The 20,516-nt window shown below is 70.0% G+C and carries 22 protein-coding genes; 10 read left to right on the forward strand and 12 right to left on the reverse strand.

What is annotated here, in order from left to right; translation table 11 throughout:
* Positions 1-10 precede the first annotated feature (10 nt).
* From BLU84_RS21020 to BLU84_RS21040, 5 genes are all read right to left on the reverse strand, one after another.
* Positions 11-712, reverse strand: coding sequence for an RDD family protein (locus tag BLU84_RS21020; protein ID WP_074871759.1), 702 nt, complete (start codon positions 710-712; stop codon positions 11-13).
* The gene (gene tatC, locus BLU84_RS21025) at positions 709-1,494 is read right to left on the reverse strand and encodes a twin-arginine translocase subunit TatC (protein ID WP_074871761.1); all 786 of its coding nucleotides are present in this window, start codon (positions 1,492-1,494) and stop codon (positions 709-711) included. Before tatC ends, BLU84_RS21020 begins: the two co-directional genes overlap by 4 nt.
* Entirely contained in the window at positions 1,481-2,014 is a 534-nt protein-coding gene (tatB, locus tag BLU84_RS25865) for a Sec-independent protein translocase protein TatB (RefSeq protein ID WP_083382976.1), read from the reverse strand. The genes tatC and tatB overlap by 14 nt, the downstream gene beginning before the upstream one ends.
* Positions 2,015-2,070: 56 nt before the next feature.
* The gene (gene tatA / locus BLU84_RS21035; RefSeq protein ID WP_074871763.1) at positions 2,071-2,292 is read right to left on the reverse strand and encodes a Sec-independent protein translocase subunit TatA; all 222 of its coding nucleotides are present in this window, start codon (positions 2,290-2,292) and stop codon (positions 2,071-2,073) included.
* 243 nt (positions 2,293-2,535) lie between these two features.
* Positions 2,536-3,468, reverse strand: a complete 933-nt coding sequence (locus tag BLU84_RS21040) for a lipid-binding SYLF domain-containing protein (RefSeq protein WP_074871767.1) — start codon at positions 3,466-3,468, stop codon at positions 2,536-2,538.
* A gap of 227 nt (positions 3,469-3,695) precedes the next feature.
* Here BLU84_RS21040 and BLU84_RS21045 point away from each other — a divergent pair, with 227 nt between their 5' ends.
* The 3 genes from BLU84_RS21045 to BLU84_RS21055 all read left to right on the forward strand — a co-directional run bounded on the left by BLU84_RS21045 (position 3,696) and on the right by BLU84_RS21055 (position 6,310).
* A complete protein-coding gene (locus BLU84_RS21045) occupies positions 3,696-4,079 on the forward strand; it encodes a hypothetical protein (RefSeq protein ID WP_074871770.1) in 384 nt (127 codons plus the stop codon).
* A gap of 133 nt (positions 4,080-4,212) precedes the next feature.
* Positions 4,213-5,223, forward strand: coding sequence for a ferrochelatase (gene hemH / locus BLU84_RS21050; protein ID WP_074872098.1), 1,011 nt, complete (start codon positions 4,213-4,215; stop codon positions 5,221-5,223).
* A 229-nt stretch (positions 5,224-5,452) separates the two neighbouring features.
* Positions 5,453-6,310, forward strand: a complete 858-nt coding sequence (locus BLU84_RS21055) for an alpha/beta fold hydrolase (protein ID WP_074871773.1) — start codon at positions 5,453-5,455, stop codon at positions 6,308-6,310.
* A gap of 25 nt (positions 6,311-6,335) precedes the next feature.
* Here BLU84_RS21055 and BLU84_RS21060 read toward each other — a convergent pair whose 3' ends face one another.
* The 3 genes from BLU84_RS21060 to ttcA all read right to left on the reverse strand — a co-directional run bounded on the left by BLU84_RS21060 (position 6,336) and on the right by ttcA (position 9,423).
* Positions 6,336-7,130: a M48 family metallopeptidase gene (locus BLU84_RS21060; protein ID WP_074871775.1), complete on the reverse strand. Its 795-nt coding sequence runs from the start codon at positions 7,128-7,130 to the stop codon at positions 6,336-6,338.
* 307 nt (positions 7,131-7,437) lie between these two features.
* Positions 7,438-8,349, reverse strand: coding sequence for a recombination-associated protein RdgC (locus BLU84_RS21065; RefSeq protein WP_074871778.1), 912 nt, complete (start codon positions 8,347-8,349; stop codon positions 7,438-7,440).
* A gap of 162 nt (positions 8,350-8,511) precedes the next feature.
* Positions 8,512-9,423 (reverse strand): tRNA 2-thiocytidine(32) synthetase TtcA, encoded by a 912-nt coding sequence (ttcA, locus tag BLU84_RS21070; protein WP_074871780.1) that lies wholly within the window; start codon positions 9,421-9,423, stop codon positions 8,512-8,514.
* A gap of 143 nt (positions 9,424-9,566) precedes the next feature.
* Between ttcA and BLU84_RS21075 the strand changes: the two genes are divergently transcribed.
* The 4 genes from BLU84_RS21075 (at position 9,567) to BLU84_RS21090 (ending at position 11,794) form a co-directional block, all read left to right on the forward strand.
* Positions 9,567-9,776: a YdcH family protein gene (locus tag BLU84_RS21075; protein ID WP_074871781.1), complete on the forward strand. Its 210-nt coding sequence runs from the start codon at positions 9,567-9,569 to the stop codon at positions 9,774-9,776.
* Between the two features lie 142 nt (positions 9,777-9,918).
* The gene (locus BLU84_RS21080; protein WP_074871783.1) at positions 9,919-10,533 is read left to right on the forward strand and encodes a hypothetical protein; all 615 of its coding nucleotides are present in this window, start codon (positions 9,919-9,921) and stop codon (positions 10,531-10,533) included.
* The gene (locus BLU84_RS21085; RefSeq protein WP_074871786.1) at positions 10,530-11,162 is read left to right on the forward strand and encodes a hypothetical protein; all 633 of its coding nucleotides are present in this window, start codon (positions 10,530-10,532) and stop codon (positions 11,160-11,162) included. The genes BLU84_RS21080 and BLU84_RS21085 overlap by 4 nt, the downstream gene beginning before the upstream one ends.
* Positions 11,163-11,173: 11 nt before the next feature.
* Complete coding sequence (locus BLU84_RS21090; protein WP_139175160.1) at positions 11,174-11,794, forward strand: hypothetical protein; 621 nt, start codon at positions 11,174-11,176, stop codon at positions 11,792-11,794.
* A gap of 362 nt (positions 11,795-12,156) precedes the next feature.
* Here the strand turns inward: BLU84_RS21090 and BLU84_RS21095 are convergent, their stop codons facing one another.
* Positions 12,157-12,999: a hypothetical protein gene (locus BLU84_RS21095; RefSeq protein ID WP_139175161.1), complete on the reverse strand. Its 843-nt coding sequence runs from the start codon at positions 12,997-12,999 to the stop codon at positions 12,157-12,159.
* A 726-nt stretch (positions 13,000-13,725) separates the two neighbouring features.
* Between BLU84_RS21095 and BLU84_RS26745 the strand changes: the two genes are divergently transcribed.
* Positions 13,726-14,181 (forward strand): hypothetical protein, encoded by a 456-nt coding sequence (locus BLU84_RS26745; protein ID WP_139175162.1) that lies wholly within the window; start codon positions 13,726-13,728, stop codon positions 14,179-14,181.
* A 147-nt stretch (positions 14,182-14,328) separates the two neighbouring features.
* On the opposite strand, the gene plsB is transcribed toward BLU84_RS26745, so the two are convergent.
* The 3 genes from plsB to BLU84_RS21105 form a co-directional block, all read right to left on the reverse strand.
* Positions 14,329-16,896, reverse strand: a complete 2,568-nt coding sequence (gene plsB, locus BLU84_RS21100; RefSeq protein ID WP_083383004.1) for a glycerol-3-phosphate 1-O-acyltransferase PlsB — start codon at positions 16,894-16,896, stop codon at positions 14,329-14,331.
* A gap of 511 nt (positions 16,897-17,407) precedes the next feature.
* Positions 17,408-17,620 carry a DUF6053 domain-containing protein gene (locus tag BLU84_RS29035; protein WP_484502535.1) on the reverse strand — a complete coding sequence of 71 codons (213 nt, stop codon included), beginning with the start codon at positions 17,618-17,620 and terminating at the stop codon, positions 17,408-17,410.
* A 33-nt stretch (positions 17,621-17,653) separates the two neighbouring features.
* A complete protein-coding gene (locus BLU84_RS21105; protein ID WP_074871792.1) occupies positions 17,654-18,829 on the reverse strand; it encodes a hypothetical protein in 1,176 nt (391 codons plus the stop codon).
* 379 nt (positions 18,830-19,208) lie between these two features.
* On the opposite strand from BLU84_RS21105, the gene BLU84_RS21110 reads away from it, so the two are divergent.
* Positions 19,209-19,742 (forward strand): Csu type fimbrial protein, encoded by a 534-nt coding sequence (locus BLU84_RS21110; RefSeq protein ID WP_233431197.1) that lies wholly within the window; start codon positions 19,209-19,211, stop codon positions 19,740-19,742.
* 11 nt (positions 19,743-19,753) lie between these two features.
* Positions 19,754-20,512, forward strand: coding sequence for a fimbrial biogenesis chaperone (locus tag BLU84_RS21115; RefSeq protein WP_139175163.1), 759 nt, complete (start codon positions 19,754-19,756; stop codon positions 20,510-20,512).
* Positions 20,513-20,516 lie beyond the last annotated feature (4 nt).

Genomic DNA, 20,516 nt, shown 5'->3' on the forward strand with positions numbered 1-20,516 from the left:
CCGCGCGGCGCTACAGCGCGCCGCCGTACAGCGCGTTCTCCAGCCCCGCCTGCAGCGTCCACATCAGCCACACGCACGCGGCCAGCGCCGCGGCCATCTGCAAGACCAACCACGCCCAGGCCCACAGCGGCATGCGCGCCGGGCCGCGCACGCTGGCGCCGGCGACGCGGTCGTGCAGGGCCTGGTGCTCGGGCCGCGCTGCGGCCAGCAGATGGCCGATGTTGAGGGTCAGCCACGACAGCGTGCCGGCGAGATAACGCAGCACCGTACGTGCGGGGCCGAGCGCGCCGCCGTCGCGCGCGATCACGTACAGGCCCAGCGCGCGCTTGCCGGGCGTGGCGCGCCACGGCGTGAAGGCGACGAAGGCGGTCTCAAAGACCAGGCCGAACGCGGCATAGGCCAGCAGCCAACCCAGCGTCAGCGCGGTCAGCGCCGACAGCAGCGCGACCGCGGCGGCATGGGTCTGCGGGTCGGCGCCGAAGCGGCCGGCCAGGCTGCCGAAATCCAGATCGTCCAGCGCCGCGGCCGACATCGCCTCGGCCATGCGCGCGTTGAATTCGGCGTAGGCCTGATCGAGCGCCGCGAGGCGTTCGCGCCACACGCCGATGCCAAGCGCGGTGACCAGCGCGGCGACGATCGCCGCATCCAGCGACCACGCCGCATAACGCGGCCAGAACCCGGCCGGCGGCGACGCCGCGCCGGGCGCGCTCACGATCCGTGCGCGTCGTCGGCCGGACGCGCTCGCTCGCTGGCGACCCACTTGGCGGCGATGATGCCCAGCTCGTAGAGCACGCACATCGGAATCGCCAGCATCAGCTGCGAGACCACGTCGGGCGGAGTGATGACCGCGGCGATGATGAAGATGCCGACGATGGCGTAACCGCGCGCTTCCTTGAGCTGGGCCGGCGTCACCCAGCCGAGCAGGGCCAGGATCACCAGCGCCACCGGCACTTCGAAGCTGATGCCGAAGGCCAGGAACAGGACCAGGACGAAGTCGAGGTAGGCGTTGATGTCGGTCATCATCGACACGCCGACCGGCGTGACCTTGACCAGGAAGCCGAACACCGACGGCAACACCAGGAAGAACGCGAACGCGCAGCCTGCGTAGAACAGCACCAGCGCCGACACCAGCAGCGGCAGGGCCAGGCGCTTCTCGCGCTTGTACAGGCCCGGCGCGACGAAGGCCCAGGCCTGGTACAGCAGCCACGGCATCGAAATCATCAGCGCGGCGAAGAACGCCAGCTTCAACGGCGCGGCGAACGGCGAAGCCACTTCCACCGCGATCAGCTGACTGCCGGCCGGCAGCTTGGCCAGCAGCGGCGTGGCCAGGAAGTGGTAGAGCTTATTGGCGAACGGCAGCAGGCAGACCAGCACCACCATCAGCCCGGCGACGCCGCGCAGCAGGCGCGCGCGCAGTTCGATCAGGTGATCGAGCAGGCGCGGCTCGGGCGAGTAATCGTTGGGATCGCCGGAGCGGGAATCAGCGTCGCTCATCGTTCGGCGTCTGCGCGGTGGAGGGGCGGTAATCGGGTTGCGAAGCGCCGTGGTAATCCGGGTGCGCGGGCTCGGCGGCCGACGCTTGCGGCGGCGCGGCATGGTCGAGGGCGGTCGGCTCGGGCGAAGCGGCGTGCGCCGGCTCGGCCTGCGGCGCGTCGGCCGGCGCGGCGTGTTCGTCCTGCGCGCCGGCGGCCTGCGCATCCGCCGCCGCGGCAGTGGTGCCGGCAGCGGCGACGCGCTGGTTCAGATCCTCGGCGCCCTCGCGCAGGATCTGGCCGCTGTCGCGCAGTTGCTGCTGCGCCGAGCGCAGCTCGTCCTGGGCCTGGCGCAGGCTGCGCTTGAGGTCTTCGTCGGCGAGTTCGCGCTCGAGCTCGGACTTGACCGAATACCACTGCGCGCGCGCGCGCCGCACCCACAGCCCGGCGAAGCGCGCGGCCTTGGGCAGGCGCTCGGGCCCGAGCACGATCAGGGCCACGATCGCGATCACGAAGACTTCCGAGAAGCCTATGTCGAACATGGCTGAGCGGCCGTGCGAAGAGACGGGGAAACGCGGGCGGCGCCGGTCAAGGCCGGTCAGCGCTGGCTGCGTTCGTCGTTGCGCGTGGAAGCGTTGCTGTCGCTGTTGCGCGACTGGTCGTTGAGCTGCTCGGGCTTGTCCTCGTCGGCCATGCCCTTCTTGAAGCCCTTGACCGCCTCGCCGACGTCTTTGCCGATGTTGCCCAAACGCTTGGTGCCGAACACCAGCACGACGATCAGCAGGACGACGACCCAGTGAATCCAACTCATGCTGCCCATGGCGGTGTCCTGTAGAAACCTGTTGATGAACCTGCGGGTGGAAATGCGTCGCCGGCTGGTCCGATCAGCGGGCCCGCGGCCCGGCACACCAAGGGCGCGCGGGACCGGGATCGCGAGGATACCGCAACCGCGTTGGGCCGGTGTTGCGCGCAGCCGCGCAAACGCGGGAAAAACCGCGGCATAGGCCATCGGTCACGCACCGCGACGGACGCTGCGTCCGCCGCGCCCGCGCGGTACGGCCGTTCAGGGCAGCGGTTCGACCTTGGCCGGGTTGGACGGCGCCGGCAGGTGCTCCGACGGCGCCGGCTGGCCCTGCACCGGCTGCGGCTGCGCCGGCTGGGCCGGGGCCAGGCGCTGGTAGGCCGGCGCGCGCGCCGCGGCGGGCGGGTTGCCGGCCGCCGGGTCGACGGTCACGCCGGGCGCCGGATAGACCGTGGTGCCCAGTTCGGGGCGCTGTTCCTCGGCGGTGCGCTTGGCGCGCGCGGCGGCGCTGGCCTCTTCCAGGCGGTCGCGGAAATCGACCACGGCGTTGGACGGCTGGCCGCCGGCGCGGCCTTCGAAAATCGCCCGCGGCGTGCTGCCCGAACCGTACACGGCCTGGTTGGCGGCATCGTCGATCGACAGCACCGCGCCGTCGAGGGCGATGCCGGCGAACAGGCCGCGCGCGCGCGACCACGACCAGATCTCGGCCTTGAGCTGGCCGTCGGTGGCGGCCGCGGCGGTGCGCCCGACCGGGCCGGCGGCGACGCTGGCGTCGCCGCCGAGGGTCAGCTTGCCGTTGACGATCGAATCCAGCCCGCGCGCGCCGCGGAACACCAGCACGATGTCGGAGGACTGCACGCCGGCCTGGAAGCCGACGCTGCCGCCGGTGAGCTTGATGAAGCTGGGGTTGGACCAGGTGCCGTCGGGATTCTTCACCGACACCAGGCCGTGGCCGCGGCGGCCGCCGAACACCAGGCCGACCTTGAGCGTGTCGGGGACGACGACGATGGCGCGGGCCTCGTCGAACAGTTTGTCGGGAATCGCCGACTCGGGAATCTGCTGGATGTCGCCGAGCACGCGTATCGCATCGCGAGCGCGCTGGTCCTCGTCGGGACCGGCCACGGCGGCGGTGGCGGCGAAACCCAGGCTCAGGGCCAGGCAAAGACTCAGGACGCGGGACTGCGGACGGGACATGGACGGCTCCGGCGGTTGTGCGGGTGAGGGGCGCCTGCGTGGGCGACCGGACGTACAGACCGCAACGGCGACGGTCGGTTCAGGCTAGTGCGGCGGCGATGAATCACCGGCGAACGGGGACTGTACGGGGCGGCCGCGCCGATGCGCGCGATCGGCGGCATTGTAGGCCGCGTTGACGCGCGCGCGGCACCGCCGCATCCTCGCGCCGTTCGCAGCGAGGACGCGGCATGGGCTTCACGATCCGGGACCTGGACCCCGCCGGCGGCGCCGGCGCGCTCGACGTCAACGCCTGGCATTGGCGGCCGACCCTGGAGATCATCCAATCGCTGGGCTTCGGCGACGAGACCCGCGCGATCTTGATGCACTACAGCGGCGTGACCGTCGAATTCGATCGCGACGAAGCGCGCGCCATCGCCCGCGCGATCCGCGAGCGCTACCTGCCGCGCATGGGCGCGGACACCCGCCTGACCGCCGACGGCGGCTTCACCGACGAGCCCGATCGGGTGGGTTTCCACCGCGACGATCTGTCGCTCAACTACAGTGCGACCCGGCCGTGGCTGGAGCGATTCTGCGAATTTTGCGAGCGCTGCCAGGGTTTCGCGGTGAACTGAGCGACGGCGACCGGCCGCGCCGATTATCCCGATCCACCGGCTCCATCCATCGACGCCGCCCATCGACGCCGTCGATCCGGCCGATCCGAACAAACGATGCCCCGTCGCGGCGCGCGGATGTCATCCTATGCGCATGCCCGCCAATGCAAGCTACGACGATTCCGCCGCCGCGCCGGCCGGCGCCGACACCGCCGTGGTGCTGGTCAACCTCGGCACGCCCGAGGCCGCCAACACCGCGGCCGTGCGCCGCTACCTGTCCGAATTCCTGCACGACCGCCGCGTGGTCGACATGAGCCGCTGGCTCTGGTGCCCGCTGCTGCATTTCGCGATCCTGCCGCTGCGCAGCAGCAAGGTCGCGCACAAGTACGCCAGCGTGTGGCTGCCGGAAGGCTCGCCGCTGGCGGTGCACACCCGCCGCCTGGCCGAAGCGCTGCAGCGCGAACTGCCGCAGCTGCGCGTGCTGCACGCGATGCGCTACGGCCAGCCGTCGTGGAAGCAGTTGCTGCCGCGCCTGCGCGAGCAAGGCGTCAAGCGGGTGCTGGCGCTGCCGCTGTATCCGCAGTATTCGACCTCCACCACCGCCTCGGTCGGCGACGTGCTCGACGCGGCGCAGGGCCTGGACAAGCGCCTGGTCAACGACTATCACACCGATCCCGAGTGGGTCGCCGCGGTCGCCGAATCGGTGCGCCGCCACCGCTTCGCCAACGGCGCCGGCGAACACCTGCTGATGTCCTTCCACGGCCTGCCGCAGCGCTTCGCCGCCGCCGGCGATCCGTATCCGCAGCACTGCGAAGCCAGCGCGCGCGCCATCGCCCAGGCGCTGGACCTGCCCGAGCAGGCCTGGAGCCTGAGCTACCAATCGCGCTTCGGCCGCGAGCGCTGGCTGGAGCCGTCCACCGCCGACACCTTGACCGCCCTGGCCGCGCGCGGCGTGCGCCAGGTCGACGTGATCGCCCCGGGTTTCGCCGTGGACTGTCTGGAAACGCTGGAGGAAGTGGCGATGATGCTGGCCGAGGACTTCGCCGCGCGCGGCGGCCGGCTGCGCTACATCCCCTGCCTCAACGAATCGCCGGCGCACGCACAGGCGCTGGCCGGAATCGTGCAGCGCGAACTGGCGCAGTGGCGGGCGGCCGAACCGAGCTGAGCGCACGCGCCTTGCGTTGAGACGCGCGCGCCGCAGCGGCCTGCGCTGGTTGTAACGCGCATGCTCTAGACCGGCATGCTTTGATGGGCGCGCGCCGATGATCCCGGTTGTCGATCCCGCCCGGGATCCGCGCGCCGCGACGCAGGCGCCGCGCAACCGGCGCTGCGGCGCTTCGTCCACGCGCCCGCGAGCGGGCGCCGCTTTCGCTACAGGATGCCGTATGGCCGCAATGCAGGAATTCGTCGTCGACACCGCCTTCGGCCGCCTCGCCGGCCTGCGCAACGGCCGCACCCAGGCGCCGAAGCTGCTGGCGCTGCACGGCTGGCTCGACAACGCCGCCAGCTTCGTGCCGCTGGCGCCGTGGCTGGACGGTTTCGACCTGGTCGCGCCGGACCTGCCCGGCCACGGCGCCAGCGCGCATCTGCCGGCCGCCGCCGAATACACCCTGATCGCCGCCGCGCGCGCCGCGCTGGCGGTGGCCGACGCGCTGGGCTGGCAACACTTCCACCTGCTCGGCCATTCGCTCGGCGGCGCCACCGCCAGCTTCGTCGCCGCGGCGACGCCGCAGCGGGTCGACAAGCTGCTGCTGATCGAAGCGCTGGGCTCGCTGTCCGAGTCGGAGGAACGCGTCGGCGCGCGCCTGCGCGAAGCCTTCGCCGGAATGGCGGCGATCGACGGCAAGCAACTGCGGGTGTTTTCCGACATCGCCACCGCGATCAAGGCGCGGGTGATCGCCAACGACCTCAGCGAACCGGCGGCGCGGCTGCTGGTCGAACGCGGCGTCGCGCCGGTGCGCGGCGACGGCGGCGCCGCCGGCTTCGTCTGGCGCAGCGATCCGCGCCTGACCCTGACCTCGGCGCTGCGCATGAACGAGGCGCAGATGCGCGCGCTGATCCGCGCCATCGACAGCCCGACCTGCATGGTCTGGGCCGATCCGGCGCAGAGCTACATGCCCGACGCGGTGCGGCGCGAACGCGCGGCGCTGCTGCGCGACGGCGAGCTGCACATCCACGCGGGCACGCACCATCTGCATATGGAGCAGCCGCAGTTGGTGGGCGAGTTGTTCCGTGAGTTCCTGTTGCGCTGAGCGCGGCGCGTCGGAGCGCCGCGGCCTATTCGTCGGCCGCGATCAGTTTGCGCAGCCGCGCCTTGAGCGCGCGCCCGGAGTGGCGGAAGTATTCGCGCTGATCGCGCCAGTCCGGGCAGCGGCGCTCGACCTCGCGCCAGAACGCGCGCGAATGGTCGGCATGGATCAAATGACACAGCTCGTGCACCAGCACGTATTCGAACGCCGCCGGCGGCGCCAGCACCAGCGACAGGTCCAGCGACAGCGCGCCGTCGGGCGCCAGCGAACCCCATTGCGAGGACATCACCCGGTAGCGCAGGCGCGAGGGCGCGCGCGGCAGCTCGGGCAAGTATTTGGGCAGCCAGCGGCCGACGTCGGCGCGGGCCTGGCCTTCGTAGAAATCGCGCAGCGCGCGCTGCAGCGACTTCAGCGCCACGGCCTCGGGCGCGGCGATGTCGATGCCGTCCTCGCCCGGCTGGATGCGCAGGTAGCGCGCGGCCTGCCAGCGCAGCGGCACCTCGGCGCCGCGCAGCGGCAGGGATGCGCTGCGATGCGGTTCCAGGCCCGGCGCGTCGGTGCCGGCGCGAGCGATCTGCGCCAGCAGCCAGTCGCCGTGCTCGATCACGAAACGGGTGCCGGCGATGTCGCTGGCGCGCAGCGGCAGGGTCAGGCGCGGGCCGCGCTCATCGACGCTGAGCTTGATCCGGCGCGCGCGCGGGTCGCGCACGCGCAACACCTCGACGCTGCGGCCGTCGGCCAGGGCGATGGCGACGGTCTCGCGCGAGACCGCGCGCGGCGCGGCCTGCGGCTGGCCGGTCAGCAGGCGCAGAAGGCTCGTCATGGGTGGGGGACCGCCATGGGGCGAAGCATAGCGCGGTGCGGCGGCGTTTTTGCGACGGCGCAGGCGGGAAGCGATGGCGGGCCGGCGCAGCGGCGCGGGCTATGGCGCAGCGACGCAGGCGATGGCAGGCCGTATCGCAGTCCAGCGCCGCGGGCGACGGCGAGTTGCGCCGTTGGCGCGGTGTCGCGGTCGCGGCTTGCGCCGCTCCTACAGGGCGAGACGCAGGCGTCGGCCGCTCCCTGCAGGAGCGGCGCGAGCCGCGGCCGCGTCCTCGCCGGTCGCGCCGAAACGCGACCCGCGCGAAAAATCAGGCCTCGACCTTCGACAGCTTCAACGCCTTCTCCATCACCACGAACAAGCGCTTCACCTCCGCGCTCATCAGCGCGAAACGCGCATCGAGCTCGGCGCGCAGGCCGTCGCCGTCGCTGTGCTCGAGCTGGTCGACGGCGCCGTCGAGCAGCTTGAACTTGCGCACGATCAGGTCTTCGCCGATCACGAACGACACGTGGTCGTCCAGGCTCAGCGCCAGGCGGGTGACCTGCTTGCCGGTCTCCAGGTGCTTGGCGATCTCGTCGCTCTCCAGTTCCTGGCGCTGGCACTTGACCACCGCGCCCTGGTCGACCGGGTCGCGCAGTTCGCATTCGTCGCCGAGCATGATCCCGTCCGGCAGCGGTTCGCCCGCGACCCAGCCGGTCAGGATCGAGCGCGGCGCGATTTCGGCGTTGAGCGGCAGCGCCGGGAAGCTGCCGACCGCGCGGCGGATCTCGCTGATCACGTTCTCCGCGCTCTTGCGGCTGGAGCTGTCGACGATCACCAGCCCGTGTTCCAGGTCGATGATCGCGTCGGTGCGGCTGGGCTTGATGAAGGCGCGCGGCATCAGGTCGGTGATCAGTTCGTCCTTGAGCCGCTTGCGGGTGCGGCCGCCGGGCTTGCGCCCTTCCTTCTGTTCGATCTCGGCCAGCTTCTTGGCCAGCATGTCGTTGACCACCGCGCCCGGCAGCAGGCGGTCTTCGCCGCCGACGGTCAGCCAGATCGCGCTGCCGATGCGGTTGCTGATCGCCGCCTCTTCATCGGCGCGGCCGAACGGCGAGATGAAGCCGCGCGAGGACAGCTCCAGCGGGCCGACCGGCTTGAGCCGGCATTCCTCCAGGCCCTTATCGAGTTCGCTGAGGTCGTGGGTGGTGGGGAAGCGGAAGAACGTGAGGTTGCGAAAGAACATTCGGGGACCGGGAATAGAGAATCAGGGGGTGGGGAATCGGCGTCGCGGACGTCGCGCCTGCCTTGCTTCGTCATTCCCGCGAAGGCGGGAATCCACAGACCTCAAGCGCTCTCGCACGAAAGGCTCTGGGTTCGCGCTTTCGCGGGAACGAAGGGGAATGGATCATCCGGCCTGCGCGGCCGGATCGTCGGACGCGGCGTCGTCGAGCCAGACCGGCGCGGCGGTGCGCGCGGCGGTGCGCGCGCCGCCGTGGCCCAGGCCGAGGAAATCGAACAGCTTGGGATCGCTCAACTGCGACGGCCGGATGTCGCCGAGCGCGCGCGAGATGATCTCCAGCCGCCCGGGCGTCTCGCGTTCCCACGCGTCCATCATCCGCTTGACCTGCTTGCGCTGCAGGTTCTCCTGCGAGCCGCACAGGTTGCACGGGATGATCGGGAACTGCCGCGCCGCCGCGTAGTCGACGATGTCGTCCTCGCGCACGTAGGCCAGCGGCCGGATCACCACGTGGCGGCCGTCGTCGGACAGCAGCTTGGGCGGCATGCCGCTGAGCTTGGCGTGGAAGAACAGGTTCAGGAAGAAGGTGGCGACCAGATCGTCGCGGTGGTGGCCGAGCGCGATCTTGGTGAAGCCCTGCTCGGCCGCGTAGGTGTACAGCGCGCCGCGGCGCAGGCGCGAACACAGCGAGCACATGGTCTTGCCCTCGGGCACGACCCGGGTGACCACCGAGTAGGTGTCCTGCTCGAGGATCTTGTAGGGCACGCCGACCGATTCGAGGTACTGCGGCAGCACGTGCTCGGGAAAGTCCGGCTGCTTCTGGTCGAGGTTGACCGCGACCAGCTCGAACTTCACCGGCGCCTTCCTCTGCAGCTGCAGCAGGATGTCGAGCAGGGTGTAGCTGTCCTTGCCGCCGGACAGGCAGACCATGACCTTGTCGCCGTCTTCGATCATGCCGAAGTCGGCGATGGCGCGGCCGACCTGGTGGCGCAGGCGCGCGCCCAGGCGCTCGAGATCGGCGGGAGCGGCGTCGGCGCGGGCGCGGCGGACGGGTTCGGCGAGGGGCAGGACGGTACTCATCAGACCGACGATTCTACGCCAAGGGTCGGTGAACACGGCCCGGACGGCGGCCGCCGCGGGCCCGAAGCCCGCTGCCGCAAGGGTTTGCGCCCCCGCGCGAAGACCGATGACGGCGGACACGGCGGCGGTTTAAGCTCGACCCCATGACCGTCAGCCTCGATGCCGCCGAAATCGCCCGCCAGCTCGCCGACCTGCGACTGGAGCACCGCGACCTCGATGCCGCCATCGAACGCCTGAATCTGGACCCACAGTCCGACGAGCTCGCGCTCAAGCGGCTGAAGAAACGCAAGCTGTGGCTCAAGGACTGCATCGCCCGGCTCGAAAGCGCGCTGATCCCCGACGAACCGGCCTAAAAACCGGCGCATCCGCCGACGCGCACGCCGGCGCCCGCGACGGCGCGGGCATGGCATCTGTCACCCACCCCTGGTGATATCCCCGGGTGCAGCGACGCGCATCGCCTGTGCTACGTTGCGCGCACTCGCAACGGGCCCCGGCATGGCGAACAAGGACGAACTGATCGGCGCAGCGCGCAACCCGTGGTGGCAGGCCGCCGCGGCCGTCGCCGCGATCGCGCTGGTCGCGGTGTTCGCCCTGGGCGGATTCAAGCCGGCCAAGAGCAAGGCCAAGCCGCTGCCGCAATACGCCGCCGGCAAGCGCGTGCAGACCGGGGCGATGGCGGTGACCCCGCTGCGCGCCTGGGTCGCGCGCTATCGTCCGGGCGGACGGATCGAGCCGAATCAGCTGTATCTGGTGCTGCAGGCCGATGTCGAGAACCGTACTGCGCGCAGCTTCAACAGCTTCGGCTACCTGCTCGAGGATCTGATCCTGGTCAGCCCCAAACGCGAGCCGATCAAGGCCGACACGCCGCTGTCGGCGGACGACCACAGCCCGCTCGGCGATCTGCACCCGCGGCTCAAGCAGCGCGTGGACCTGGTCTGGAAACTGCCGCCGGGCTATGTCTACGCGCCGTCGCAGACCTTCGGCCTGTTCGCCCGCGACTACAAGGCCAAGGCCTATCTCAACGACGAGGGCGCGTGGCTGCAGGGCAAGCCGGCGGCCAAATTCGAGCTCGCCGTGCAGGACCTGCGCGCCCAGGCGCTGGCGCCATGAGCGCGCCCTCGCCCGCCGCCGCGCCGCGCCCGCGCCTGCCGCGCTGGCGTTGGCGCGATGCGCTGTGGATCGTGCTGGCGCTGGTCGCCGTGGTGGCGCTGCGCAAAGGCGAGTCCAGCTATGAGGAGCGCGATGCGCCGCTGCTGCAGACCGCGCCGGCGGCGCGCGCGGTCGGGCGCAATTTCGCGGTCGAGGTCGGCCGGCTCAAGGTCGCCCAGGCCTATCTGCTCAAGGGCGATTTCTCCCATCCCGAGGACCGCACGCTGCGCAGCCCCGGCGTGTGGCTGTCGGTGCTGGCCAAGGTCGAAGCGCTGCAGCGACCGGGCTACGTCACCGCGCAGATCCGCACCCGCGACGGCTTGGTCTACGTCGCCTCGAACCCGAACCGGCCCAAGCTGCCGGGCGTCAACCTCAGCGAGCGCGCGCTGGCCGCGGGGCTCGCGGAGAACGGCGCCTGGTTCTTCGAACTGCCGGCGGACAAGATCGAAGGCGCGCATCTGCAAGTGTATTGGGGCAACGGGCTGCCGGTCGGCGGCGACAGCCTGGTCGACATCGACCTGGGCCTGGACAAGGCCGCCGCGCGCAAGCTCGTGGCCGACGCCAAACCGGTCCTGGACCTGCGGATGTGAGCGCCGAGACGATGACAACGACCGACACCGCCGCCGCTTCCACGACCGCACCGCCCGGCGGCTGGTGGCGGCGCAACGCCGGCTGGCTCGCCGGCACCGCCGTGGTCGCCACGCTGGCGCTGTGGCTGCCGTACCGCGACGCCTTGCAGCGCTATCGCGAGCGCAATCCCAGCGTCGCGGTCGCCGCGGCCAAGAACGACTGGACCGCCTTCAACGGCGCGCGCTGGAAACTGGTCGCGGCCGAATCGCTGCTCGCGCGCGATCCGCGCCTGCGCGGGCCGCTGCGCAAGGACGCCGAGGTGGTGCTGCTGCGTTACGAGGTGATCCTCGATTCGGGCGCCAAGACCCGCGACCTGGACACTTGCGTCGGCGCCATCGTCGACGCCGGCGGGCGGCGCTGGGAATCCGCTCCGGTCGGCCTGCCGCGCCTGTCCGGACCGCGCCTGCCCGATCGCTGCGGCAGCGGCTACGACGATGCGTTCAAGCAGGTGGTGGCGGTGCCGGGACGGCCGTTCGCGTTCCAGCACGCCTTCGTGCTGCCGCGCGGGCAACGCCTGAGCGAGCTGCGCGCGCGCATCGAGTTCCGCTATTCGGGTAAGGCCGACGGGCGTTATCTCGAATTCGCGTTGTAGTTCGCGAAGCTGCGCCGTAGTCGAAACGAGCGCGATACCCGTATCCGCCCTCCTCGCGAAGACGGCGGTGCGGCGGCTTCAAGCTCACGCCTGGATAAAGCCCTGGATGCCCGCCTTCGCGGGCATGACGAAGGGTGGGTTCGTCGCGCCGCCTTCCGTGCGTCATGGCGCAGGCATCGCGGATGACGTAAATGGCGCAGATGATGCAAATGGCGCAGACGGCGCAGACGGCGCAGATTCTACGAATGGCGTAAACGGCGAAATACACGCCTGCCGAGCCGCTTCCAGCCGTCATCCCCGCGAACGCGGGGATCCAGGGCTTCACCGCGACGCGGCTTCAACGCCAGCCGCCTGACCCAAGCTCACGCCGAACGCGGCAACCGCGCGATCGCCCGGTCGAACGTCGCCGCCAGCAACGCCACCCGCAGCACATCGGTGAACAACGACGGCCGGAACGACAGCGGCGTGTTGAGGAACGCGGCGTAAATCTGCCCCTCGACCTGCTGCCAGGCCGGATCCTTCGGCCCGACCACCTGCTGCATCCAGCGCCACGACCACGAATCCAGGAAGGCCAGCAACTGCCAGCACACGCACAGCGTCAGCAGCGCCGGCAACCCGGCGCGCAGCACCAGGCGCAGGCTGTTGACCACCGGCACGCCCTTGCTGGTCCAGCCGGCGCTGGCCTTGTCGGCGAGCATGCGCAAGGTGAAGTGCATGGCCTTGAAGCGCGCCACCGCGCGCTCCAGCGGCGCGTCGGCGGCGTCGATGCGCTGGGCCTTGCGCAGGTCGATGCCGTAGACGATCGCGGTGATCGCCAGCCAGATCAGCGGCAGCGCGACCGCACCAGCAGCCGTGGTGACGAAGTCCCAGACCGGCGCCAGCGCGCGCTTGGTCGGCGCCAGCGTCTTGAACAGCGCGGTCGGGCTCTCCCACCAATCGCCCACCGCCACGTACACCGCGCGCTCGTGCCACCACTCCTGGCCGGCCTTGATCGCCTGGGCGATCGCGGCCACGCCGACGAACACCCAATACGCCTCGCACACCGTCGCCAGCGCGGTCCACGACGCATGCCCGGTCGCCGTCGCGCGACGCTTGCTGAACCAGCGCACCGCCCACGCGACCGCCAGCGCGATCCACAGGCCCTTGAGCTTGAGCACGTGCTTAAGGCTCTCCGGCTCTACCACGCTGAGCACGTATTCCGTCACGAAGTATCGACGCAGATTCTCTAATGCGCCCCAGCCAGCGTAATAAGCGAAGAACGGGAGAAGTGCGACTGCCAGTGGCGCAATCCACCGATCACGCGCAGAGCCTGCCAGTGAAACCACTGGGGCGCTGGCATAACGGGAAAGCGAAGGCAGCAACGACTGGAACATAAATATCGTGCCGACCAACTGAGTAACGACCAACACCGACAGCGCCGCGAACGCCAGCAACACGGTGCGCTCGCCGAGGACTACAGCTACATCCACCAAAAGGCTATAACACAACCTCTGCGCGAAAAACCAAAATACAAGCGCAGGCCAGTGTCTAAACAAAAGCCGCCCCGCCAGAGAAAGGGTCTTCAGCCATTCTCGTCCTTCGTGATCATGCGTCGGCGAAGCGGCACGTATCGCGGAAGCGGGGGAAGAAGCGAGCATCGATTGATCCGGCCTGAGCGCAGGAAATGATAGCAGTGTCGACTGCCTACGAAGCAGTGACAACAATCAGTTCGGTAGATGAGCCGAGGAACAGGCCATCTCTGCAGCGACCGCCAACAGGCTGAAGACTCCCGCCGGGACATTACAAATCAACAAATACCAAGCACCCCACCTGAAAAGAAATCACAAAATATCCGCATATACATAGCACGCGCGTCAGCAATAAAATAACGAGGCGAAAAGGGAATTGACGCCCTCGTGCGCACCGCTATCCCATATGGAGCGTTATAATCGATGATTCGCCAGACGACCCTGCTTTTCATAGGATTTTTCGGACTCTGTGCCAACCTTCGGGCGCAGGAATACACTGCGCCGCCGCCCACACTCGACCCCATTGTCGTCCAGGCCTCAGGCGGCGGGATTGGCATCATGCAATGGGATAGCTCAAACCCGGAATGGACTCCTCAGAGAAAAATCTGGGGACCCGGTGAGCAACCCGACCTGACCGAGGGCGGAGGCGGGGCCTCTTCGGATTATTGGGATTACGAGTACTACTGCACTTCCCCTGGAGTTTCATGCAATTTCGTTGCCATCCAGGCCAGAAAAGATGAACTGACGCGACTTTATTCCGCCGGCCAATCTTACTGGGACCAAGCGAGTAAGACGCAAGTGCAGACGGCCATAAAGAAACTGGATGAATACTTGTCCTTCGGACCACCCAAAGATCCTCCGCCGGCCCAGGGGTGGTAAGCCGCAACAAACTGAGGAGGCCGCATTACGGCCTCCTTAGCTTTTCTCTCTCGCGACTTCTCTCAGTCAATGATTACCCGTCTTCTGACTTGATGTAATCGACTTACAGACTTCACAGCCACTCGTTTTGCGAACGCAGCACACGCCTCAGCCAGCCGTCTCCGGCGCCGCCGGCTTGGCCGCCATCTCCGGACTGATCTTCTCGATCGTATGCCGCAGCTCGCGTCCGAGGATGACCTTCGCATCCTTCGCCCACGTATCCAGGCGCTGATCGAAGGCCAGTTTGTTCTCGCTGTCCGGCCACACCAGCTTGAGTTCGCGCAGTTTCTGGATGAAGCCGCGGAACAGGGTCTTGTCGAAGAACTCCGGCGCGGCCGGCGCGTACAGCAACGACAGACGCTGCGCGGCGAGCTGGCACAGGCTTTCCAGTTCCGATGCCGACAAGGTGCCCGGGCCGTTCTTCACCAGCACCGAAATGGCGATGTAGTAACGCTCGAACGCCTGTTGCAGCGAGTGGCCGATGGCACGCAGACGGAACACTTCGTCGGTCTGGCCGGCGTTGCGGGCGAGGATGCCGCCGTCGTCGTCGCTGACCTTTTCCAGCAGGCCTTCGCGGATGAACACATCGACCGTGCGCGACAGGCGCTGGGCGAATTCCTCCTCGCCCCACGGCAGGAACAGCTCGGCCTGCAGGAACGGGTACACGCTGCGGCCCAGGCGCAGCACGCCGGCCAGGCTCATGCGCCGGTTGTGCTGGAAGCAGCAGGCGATCCACGAGGCGGCGGTGAACAGGTGCAGCACGTTGTTGCGGAAGTAGCTCAGCAACACCGCCTTGTCTTCGTCCACGCCGAGCACGTCGCCGAGCGGGTGGGCGATGCGCTCGAGCACGTTGATCTCTTCGCCGTGGGCGACGATTTCCTGCGGCGTGTGCGGGGTGACGGTGACGCGGTCGGAGTACGGCAGTTCGGCCAGCAAGGTCTTGCTCAGCGCGATCTGCGCGAGCAGGTCGGCTTCGCCCATCGCGTGCTTGGGCGTGGACAGCAGCGCCAGCGCCAGCAGGTTGATCGGGTTGACGTCGGCGGCGCGGTTGACGTTGACCTGGATCTGCTGCGCCAGCGCATCGACCGTGTCGGACAGCCACTGCGGCTTGTCGTCCTCTTCCAGCGGCCGGCCGTCCCACTGCGGCGCGTGCTCGGCGAGCATGTCGCCGAGCTTGATCGGCTCGCCGAAGTTCACCACCACCTGGCCGTAGTTGGAGCGCAGCACCTTGGGGATGCCCCACAGCAGCGACCAGATCGATTCCTTCTCCTTGGGCTTGCCGGAGAGTTCGTCGAGGTAGCTGTTGCCCTCCATCAGCTTTTCGTAGCCGATGTACACCGGCTGGAACAGCACCGGCCGGGTCGGCTGGCGCAGGAAGCCGCGCACGGTCATCACTATCATGCCGCCCTTGGGCGGCAGCAGCCGGCCGGTGCGCGAGCGCCCGCCTTCGATGAAGTATTCGATCGAATAGCCGCCGGCGACCAGCTGCGCCACGTACTCGGAGAACACCGCCGAATACAGCGCGCTGCCGCGGATGCTGCGGCGCAGGAAGAACGCGCCGCCCTTGCGCAGGATGGTGCCGACCACCGGCAGATTGAGGTTCACGCCGGCGGCGATGTGCGGCGGCACGATGCCCTTGGTGTAGAGCAGATAGCTCAGCAGCAAGTAATCGAGGTGGCTGCGGTGGCAGGGCACGTAGACCACTTCGAAGCCGGGCGCTTCGAGCTTGAGCTTGTCCAGATGATGGACCAGCACGCCGCGGTAGATGCGGTTCCACACTGGGGTGAGCAGGAAGCTGGCCGAACGCACCACCGGGTGGGAATAGTCGGCGGCGATTTCGTAGGCCATCGCATGCGCTTTCTTCCACGCCTCGGCGACGTCGCTGCTGTCGCGGCGGGCCTGGTCGGCGATGGCTTCCTTGACCGGGTCGCTGGCGAGCACGCGGTCGATCAGCATGCGCCGGGTCGACAGGTCGGGCCCGATCACCGCCGCGCGGATGCGGCGGAAGTGGGTGCGCAGCACGCGCGAGAGCTTGCGCACGGTGCGCTCGGGTTCCAGCCCTTCGTCGACGATGCCGCGCAGCGACACGGGCGGGGAGAACCGCACCGTGGTGTGGCGGCCGTTGAGCGCGATCGCCAGCAGCCGGCGGAAGCGGCCGACCAGGGTCCAGTTTTCCGAGAACAGCACCGAGAACCAGCCGCTGGTGCGGTCCGGCGCGCGGCCGACGAAGATCGACACCGGCACCAGTTGCACGTCCAGGCCCGGATCGACGCGATGCGCGTCGAGCAGGCGCGCCAGCGAGCCCGAGTGGGTCTTGGCCGACGGCGGGCCGGCCGGCGCCAGGGTGCCGGCGTTGCGCCGCGACAGCGCGACGTAGGCGCGCTTGCGCCCGAGCGGATCGCCCGGCAGCGGCTGCAGCGGCGACGGCAGGCCGCTTTCCAGGCAGGCGCGCTCCAGGATCAGCGCGTTGGACAGGCCGTAGTCCTCTAGCACGTAGCACACCGGGCGGCCGTGCCACTGCGGGGCGGCGACGTGCTGTTCGGGGTTCTTGGGCTCGATGGTCACGCTCACCCACGGCGCCATCAGCTTGCCGAGCAGGCGCGCCCACCACGGCCGCGGCGCGGCGGCGGACGCGGCGGCCGGGGCGCTCACCGACGCGGCGACGGGCGCCGGCATCGGCAGTTCGGCCTGCTCGGGGTCGTATTCGGCGGCCGGGTCGGCGGCGGTCGGCGGCCGATCGGCGGGGCCGGGCTCGGACGCGGCGCGCGCGGGGTCGCTGCCTTCGGCCTGGCTCGCAGCGGCATCGCCGCTTTCGGCCTGCGCGCCAATGGCATCGCCGCCTGCGGCTTGCTCATGAGCGGCGTCGCCGCCTTGGGCAGGCCCCTGGCCGGGGTGATCGGGAGTATTGGGAACGGACGCTTGAGGCATGTTCGATGTGACTGAAGTTGCGTCGGCCCTGCCAGGGTCCGTGGCGGCGGCGGGATCGCGGGGATCCGTCGCAGCCGGCGCGGCGTCGCCCGGCGTCTGCGCGGCATCGGCCGGAGCGGCGTCGGGGAAAGGCAGGGGCGTCTGTTTCGGCATTGCCGGCATTATGCCTATTCGGCCTGGGACCGGGCCTGGGACCGCGCACCGCGATGCCGCTCGCCGGCGACGGGACCGCCGGCTGGCTCGGACGGTGACGCGGGCGTCACCGCGACACGCCCGCGACCGCCGCGGCGCGCTGGCGGTGGCGGGGCCTTTGGTGTGGGAGGGCTTTTGTTGTGGGAGGGCCTTCAGGCCCGACACTTTCCTGCCCGATCGCCTTGGCTTGAGATGCTTTCCGGCCGGGCGCGACTGGATCCGGAAACGAAAGCCTCGGGCCTGAAGGCCCTCCCACAATCGGGTCAGGGCGGCCGTCCACCTGCGGGCTCGCCCGCTCGCCCCCGGGTTCGGCTCAGCGCGGCTTGGGCGTATCCGTGGCCGGCGCCGGAGCCGACGGCCGGGCGGCTGCACCCGACCTGGGCTCCACGGGCTTGGCTGCGCCCGGCTTCGGCGCGGCCTGCGCCGGCTTGCGTTCGTTCTGGTCCGGGCCGGGCGGGTTCGCGCCGCGCGGACCCAGATCGGGCGCCGGCTCGACCGCAGTTGCCGGCGCAGCCGGAGTCGTCGGCGCCGCGCTCGCCGCAGCCGGGGCCGCCACGGGCGCCGCAGCCACCGGCTTGGCCACCGCCGCCGGCGCGCGCGCCTGCACCTTGGCCAATGCCGCCAACCGCTGCGCCATCGTGTCCGACGGCGCCGCCTGGGCCGGCGCGTCGGCCTCGGCGCGGGCGTGGCGCAGCACGTCGCTGAGGTACCAGCGGCCGTCGATGCGTTCGACCAGCACATACGCGTCGACCGGCTGGCCGCCGACCTGATAGCGGATGCGCACCTTGGCGGTGTCGCCGGTCTGCACGTCCAGGGTCGCGTCGACGCTGTCCAGCGCTGCGTCCAGGTTCAGGCCGTAATCGCCGAGCACCTGCTTGAGCCGCTCCACGAACGGGCCGAGCCGGCGCAGGCTGCGCTCCATGCCGGTCTTGGCGAACGCGTCCGGCGCGGCCAGGCCGGTGGCGCGCGCGGCCGAGACCAACTGCGGAATCGCCTCGCGCGCGCGCCGCGAATCGCCGAGCGGCGCCGCCTGCGCCCAGCCGCTGAGCGCCTCGATCAGCTGCGCGTGGTGGTCGCGCTCGGTGTCGCTGTAGCCCGGCTCGCTGCGCACGTACTGGCTGGCGAACAGGCCCAAAGTCTTGGCCGCCGATTGAAGTTCGGCGTCGGCGCCGGCGAACTGGCGGCGGTAGGTCGCCACCAGCTTGCGTTCGGCGTCCTGCTCGGCCAGCGCGGCGATGAAGGAAGGAAAGCGATCGTCGAGCGGCAGCTCGGTCAGCGGCCACACCGTGCGGCCCTGCGCCCAGGCCGTTTCCAGGCGCCGGTGCAGTTCCGGCGGCACCGCGTGGCGGGCGTAGGCGGCCAGGTCGTTGTGGCGCAGGTCGGAGACCAGTTGGGTCACCGCCTGCGCCGGCAGGGTCGGCACCGCATCGGGCGGAGCCGGTTCCGGGCCGCAGCCGGCCGCCGCCAACAGCACGGCGGTCGTCAGCACGGCAGCGCTGGCGCGTCGAACAAGAGACATGCGGACGAAGGCTCTGGCGCGGAGCGCATCCGCGGACCGGCATCTTGGCCTCGCCCCCGGCGCGGCACAAGCGCGGGCTCACGCACGCTCACGCTTACGACGCGAACGCACAGTAAGCGACGGCAAAGGTCGATACGTGAAGACTCAACACGTCACTCGTATTTTGTGATGAATATCTCAAATATGCGGCTGAACAGGTGCGCAGCCCGATCTCGTGAAGGGCATCACCCCTGCCCTGCGCAGGCATGGCTAAGGTGCCCGCGCTGGCATGTTTTATGCGTTCTAAACGGGCAAAACCGGCAGTAAAAGCTCGCCCGACCACCGCGCTTCAAGCGCAGGAGAACGAACCATGCGATTCCCGTCGATGCGTTCCACGTCGCGCCGCCCGCTGTTGCGCAGCGCCTGCTTCGCCGCCCTGGCCCTGGCCGCCGCGAGCCCGGCGTTCGCGGCCAGCGACACCGCCAACCTCAACGTCACCATCACCATCACCAGCGTCTGCGACATCCACACCACCGCGCCGCTGCCGGTGAACTTCGGCAGCGTGTCCTCCAGCGCCACCAACGTCGACCAGCAAGGCCAGCTGACCGTCAACTGCACCCCGGGCACGGCCTACACCATCGCCCTGGACAACGGCCAGAACGGCACCGACGTGAACAGCCGCAAGATGGCCAACGGCGCCAACCTGGTGCCGTACCAGCTCTACCGCGCCGCCGCGCGCGGCCCCACCGACGTGTGGGGCAGCACCACCGGCGCCGGCGGCAACGTGCTGGCCGGCAGCGGCACCGGCGCGGCGGTCAACGTGCCGGTGTACGGGCGCACGCCCAGCACCAACTTTCCCGCTGGTACTTACAATGACGTGGTGATCGCCACGATCACCTACTGACCGCCCGCGCGATGGGCGGCGACCGGCGCGAACAGATCGTCCGCGGTCCCGTTGCCCGGCTCGCGCTGAGCGCAGCGCTGGCCGCCGCGAGCGCGCCGGCGCTCGCGGCCGGGCTGCAGGTCACCCCGACCAGCCTGACCCTGGCCCACGATCGCCCGGCCGACGCGCTGTGGCTCAGCAACACCGGCCCGGCCACGCTGCGCGCGCAGGTGCGGGTGTTCCGCTGGAGTCAGGCCGACGGCCAGGAACGGCTCGATCCCGACCCGGGCCTGGCGATCAGCCCGCCGATGCTGGAACTCGCCCCAGGCGCGCGCCAGTTGGTGCGGGTGATCCGGCTCGGCGCCCCACCCGAACGCGAGGGCGCCTACCGCCTGATCGTCGACGAACTGCCGACCGCGCAAACGCCGGCGCCGCCGGGCCTGCAGTTCGTGCTGCGCTATTCGGTGCCGGTGTTCCTGGCCCCGGCCGGCGGCGCGTCCGGCGCGCCGCGGCTGCGCGCGCAGTTCCAGTTCGAAGGCGAGCGGCCGTGGCTGGCGGTGGACAACCGCGGCGACCGCCGCGCGCAGTTGGCCGACGTGGCTTTCGTCGACGCGCAAGGCCGGCGCCACCCGCTCGCGCCCGGCCTGCTCGGCTACGCCCTGGCCGGCCAGCGCATGCGCTGGCCGCTGCAGACGGCGGCCGAACCGCTGCACGGCGCGGGCGAGCTCAAAGCGAGGATCAATGGCGAACCCACCGAGCAGGCGCTGGCGCTGGACCCGCCGGCTCGCTGAAGCC

The organism is Lysobacter enzymogenes (genome assembly GCF_900106525.1).
Lineage (GTDB): Bacteria > Pseudomonadota > Gammaproteobacteria > Xanthomonadales > Xanthomonadaceae > Lysobacter > Lysobacter enzymogenes.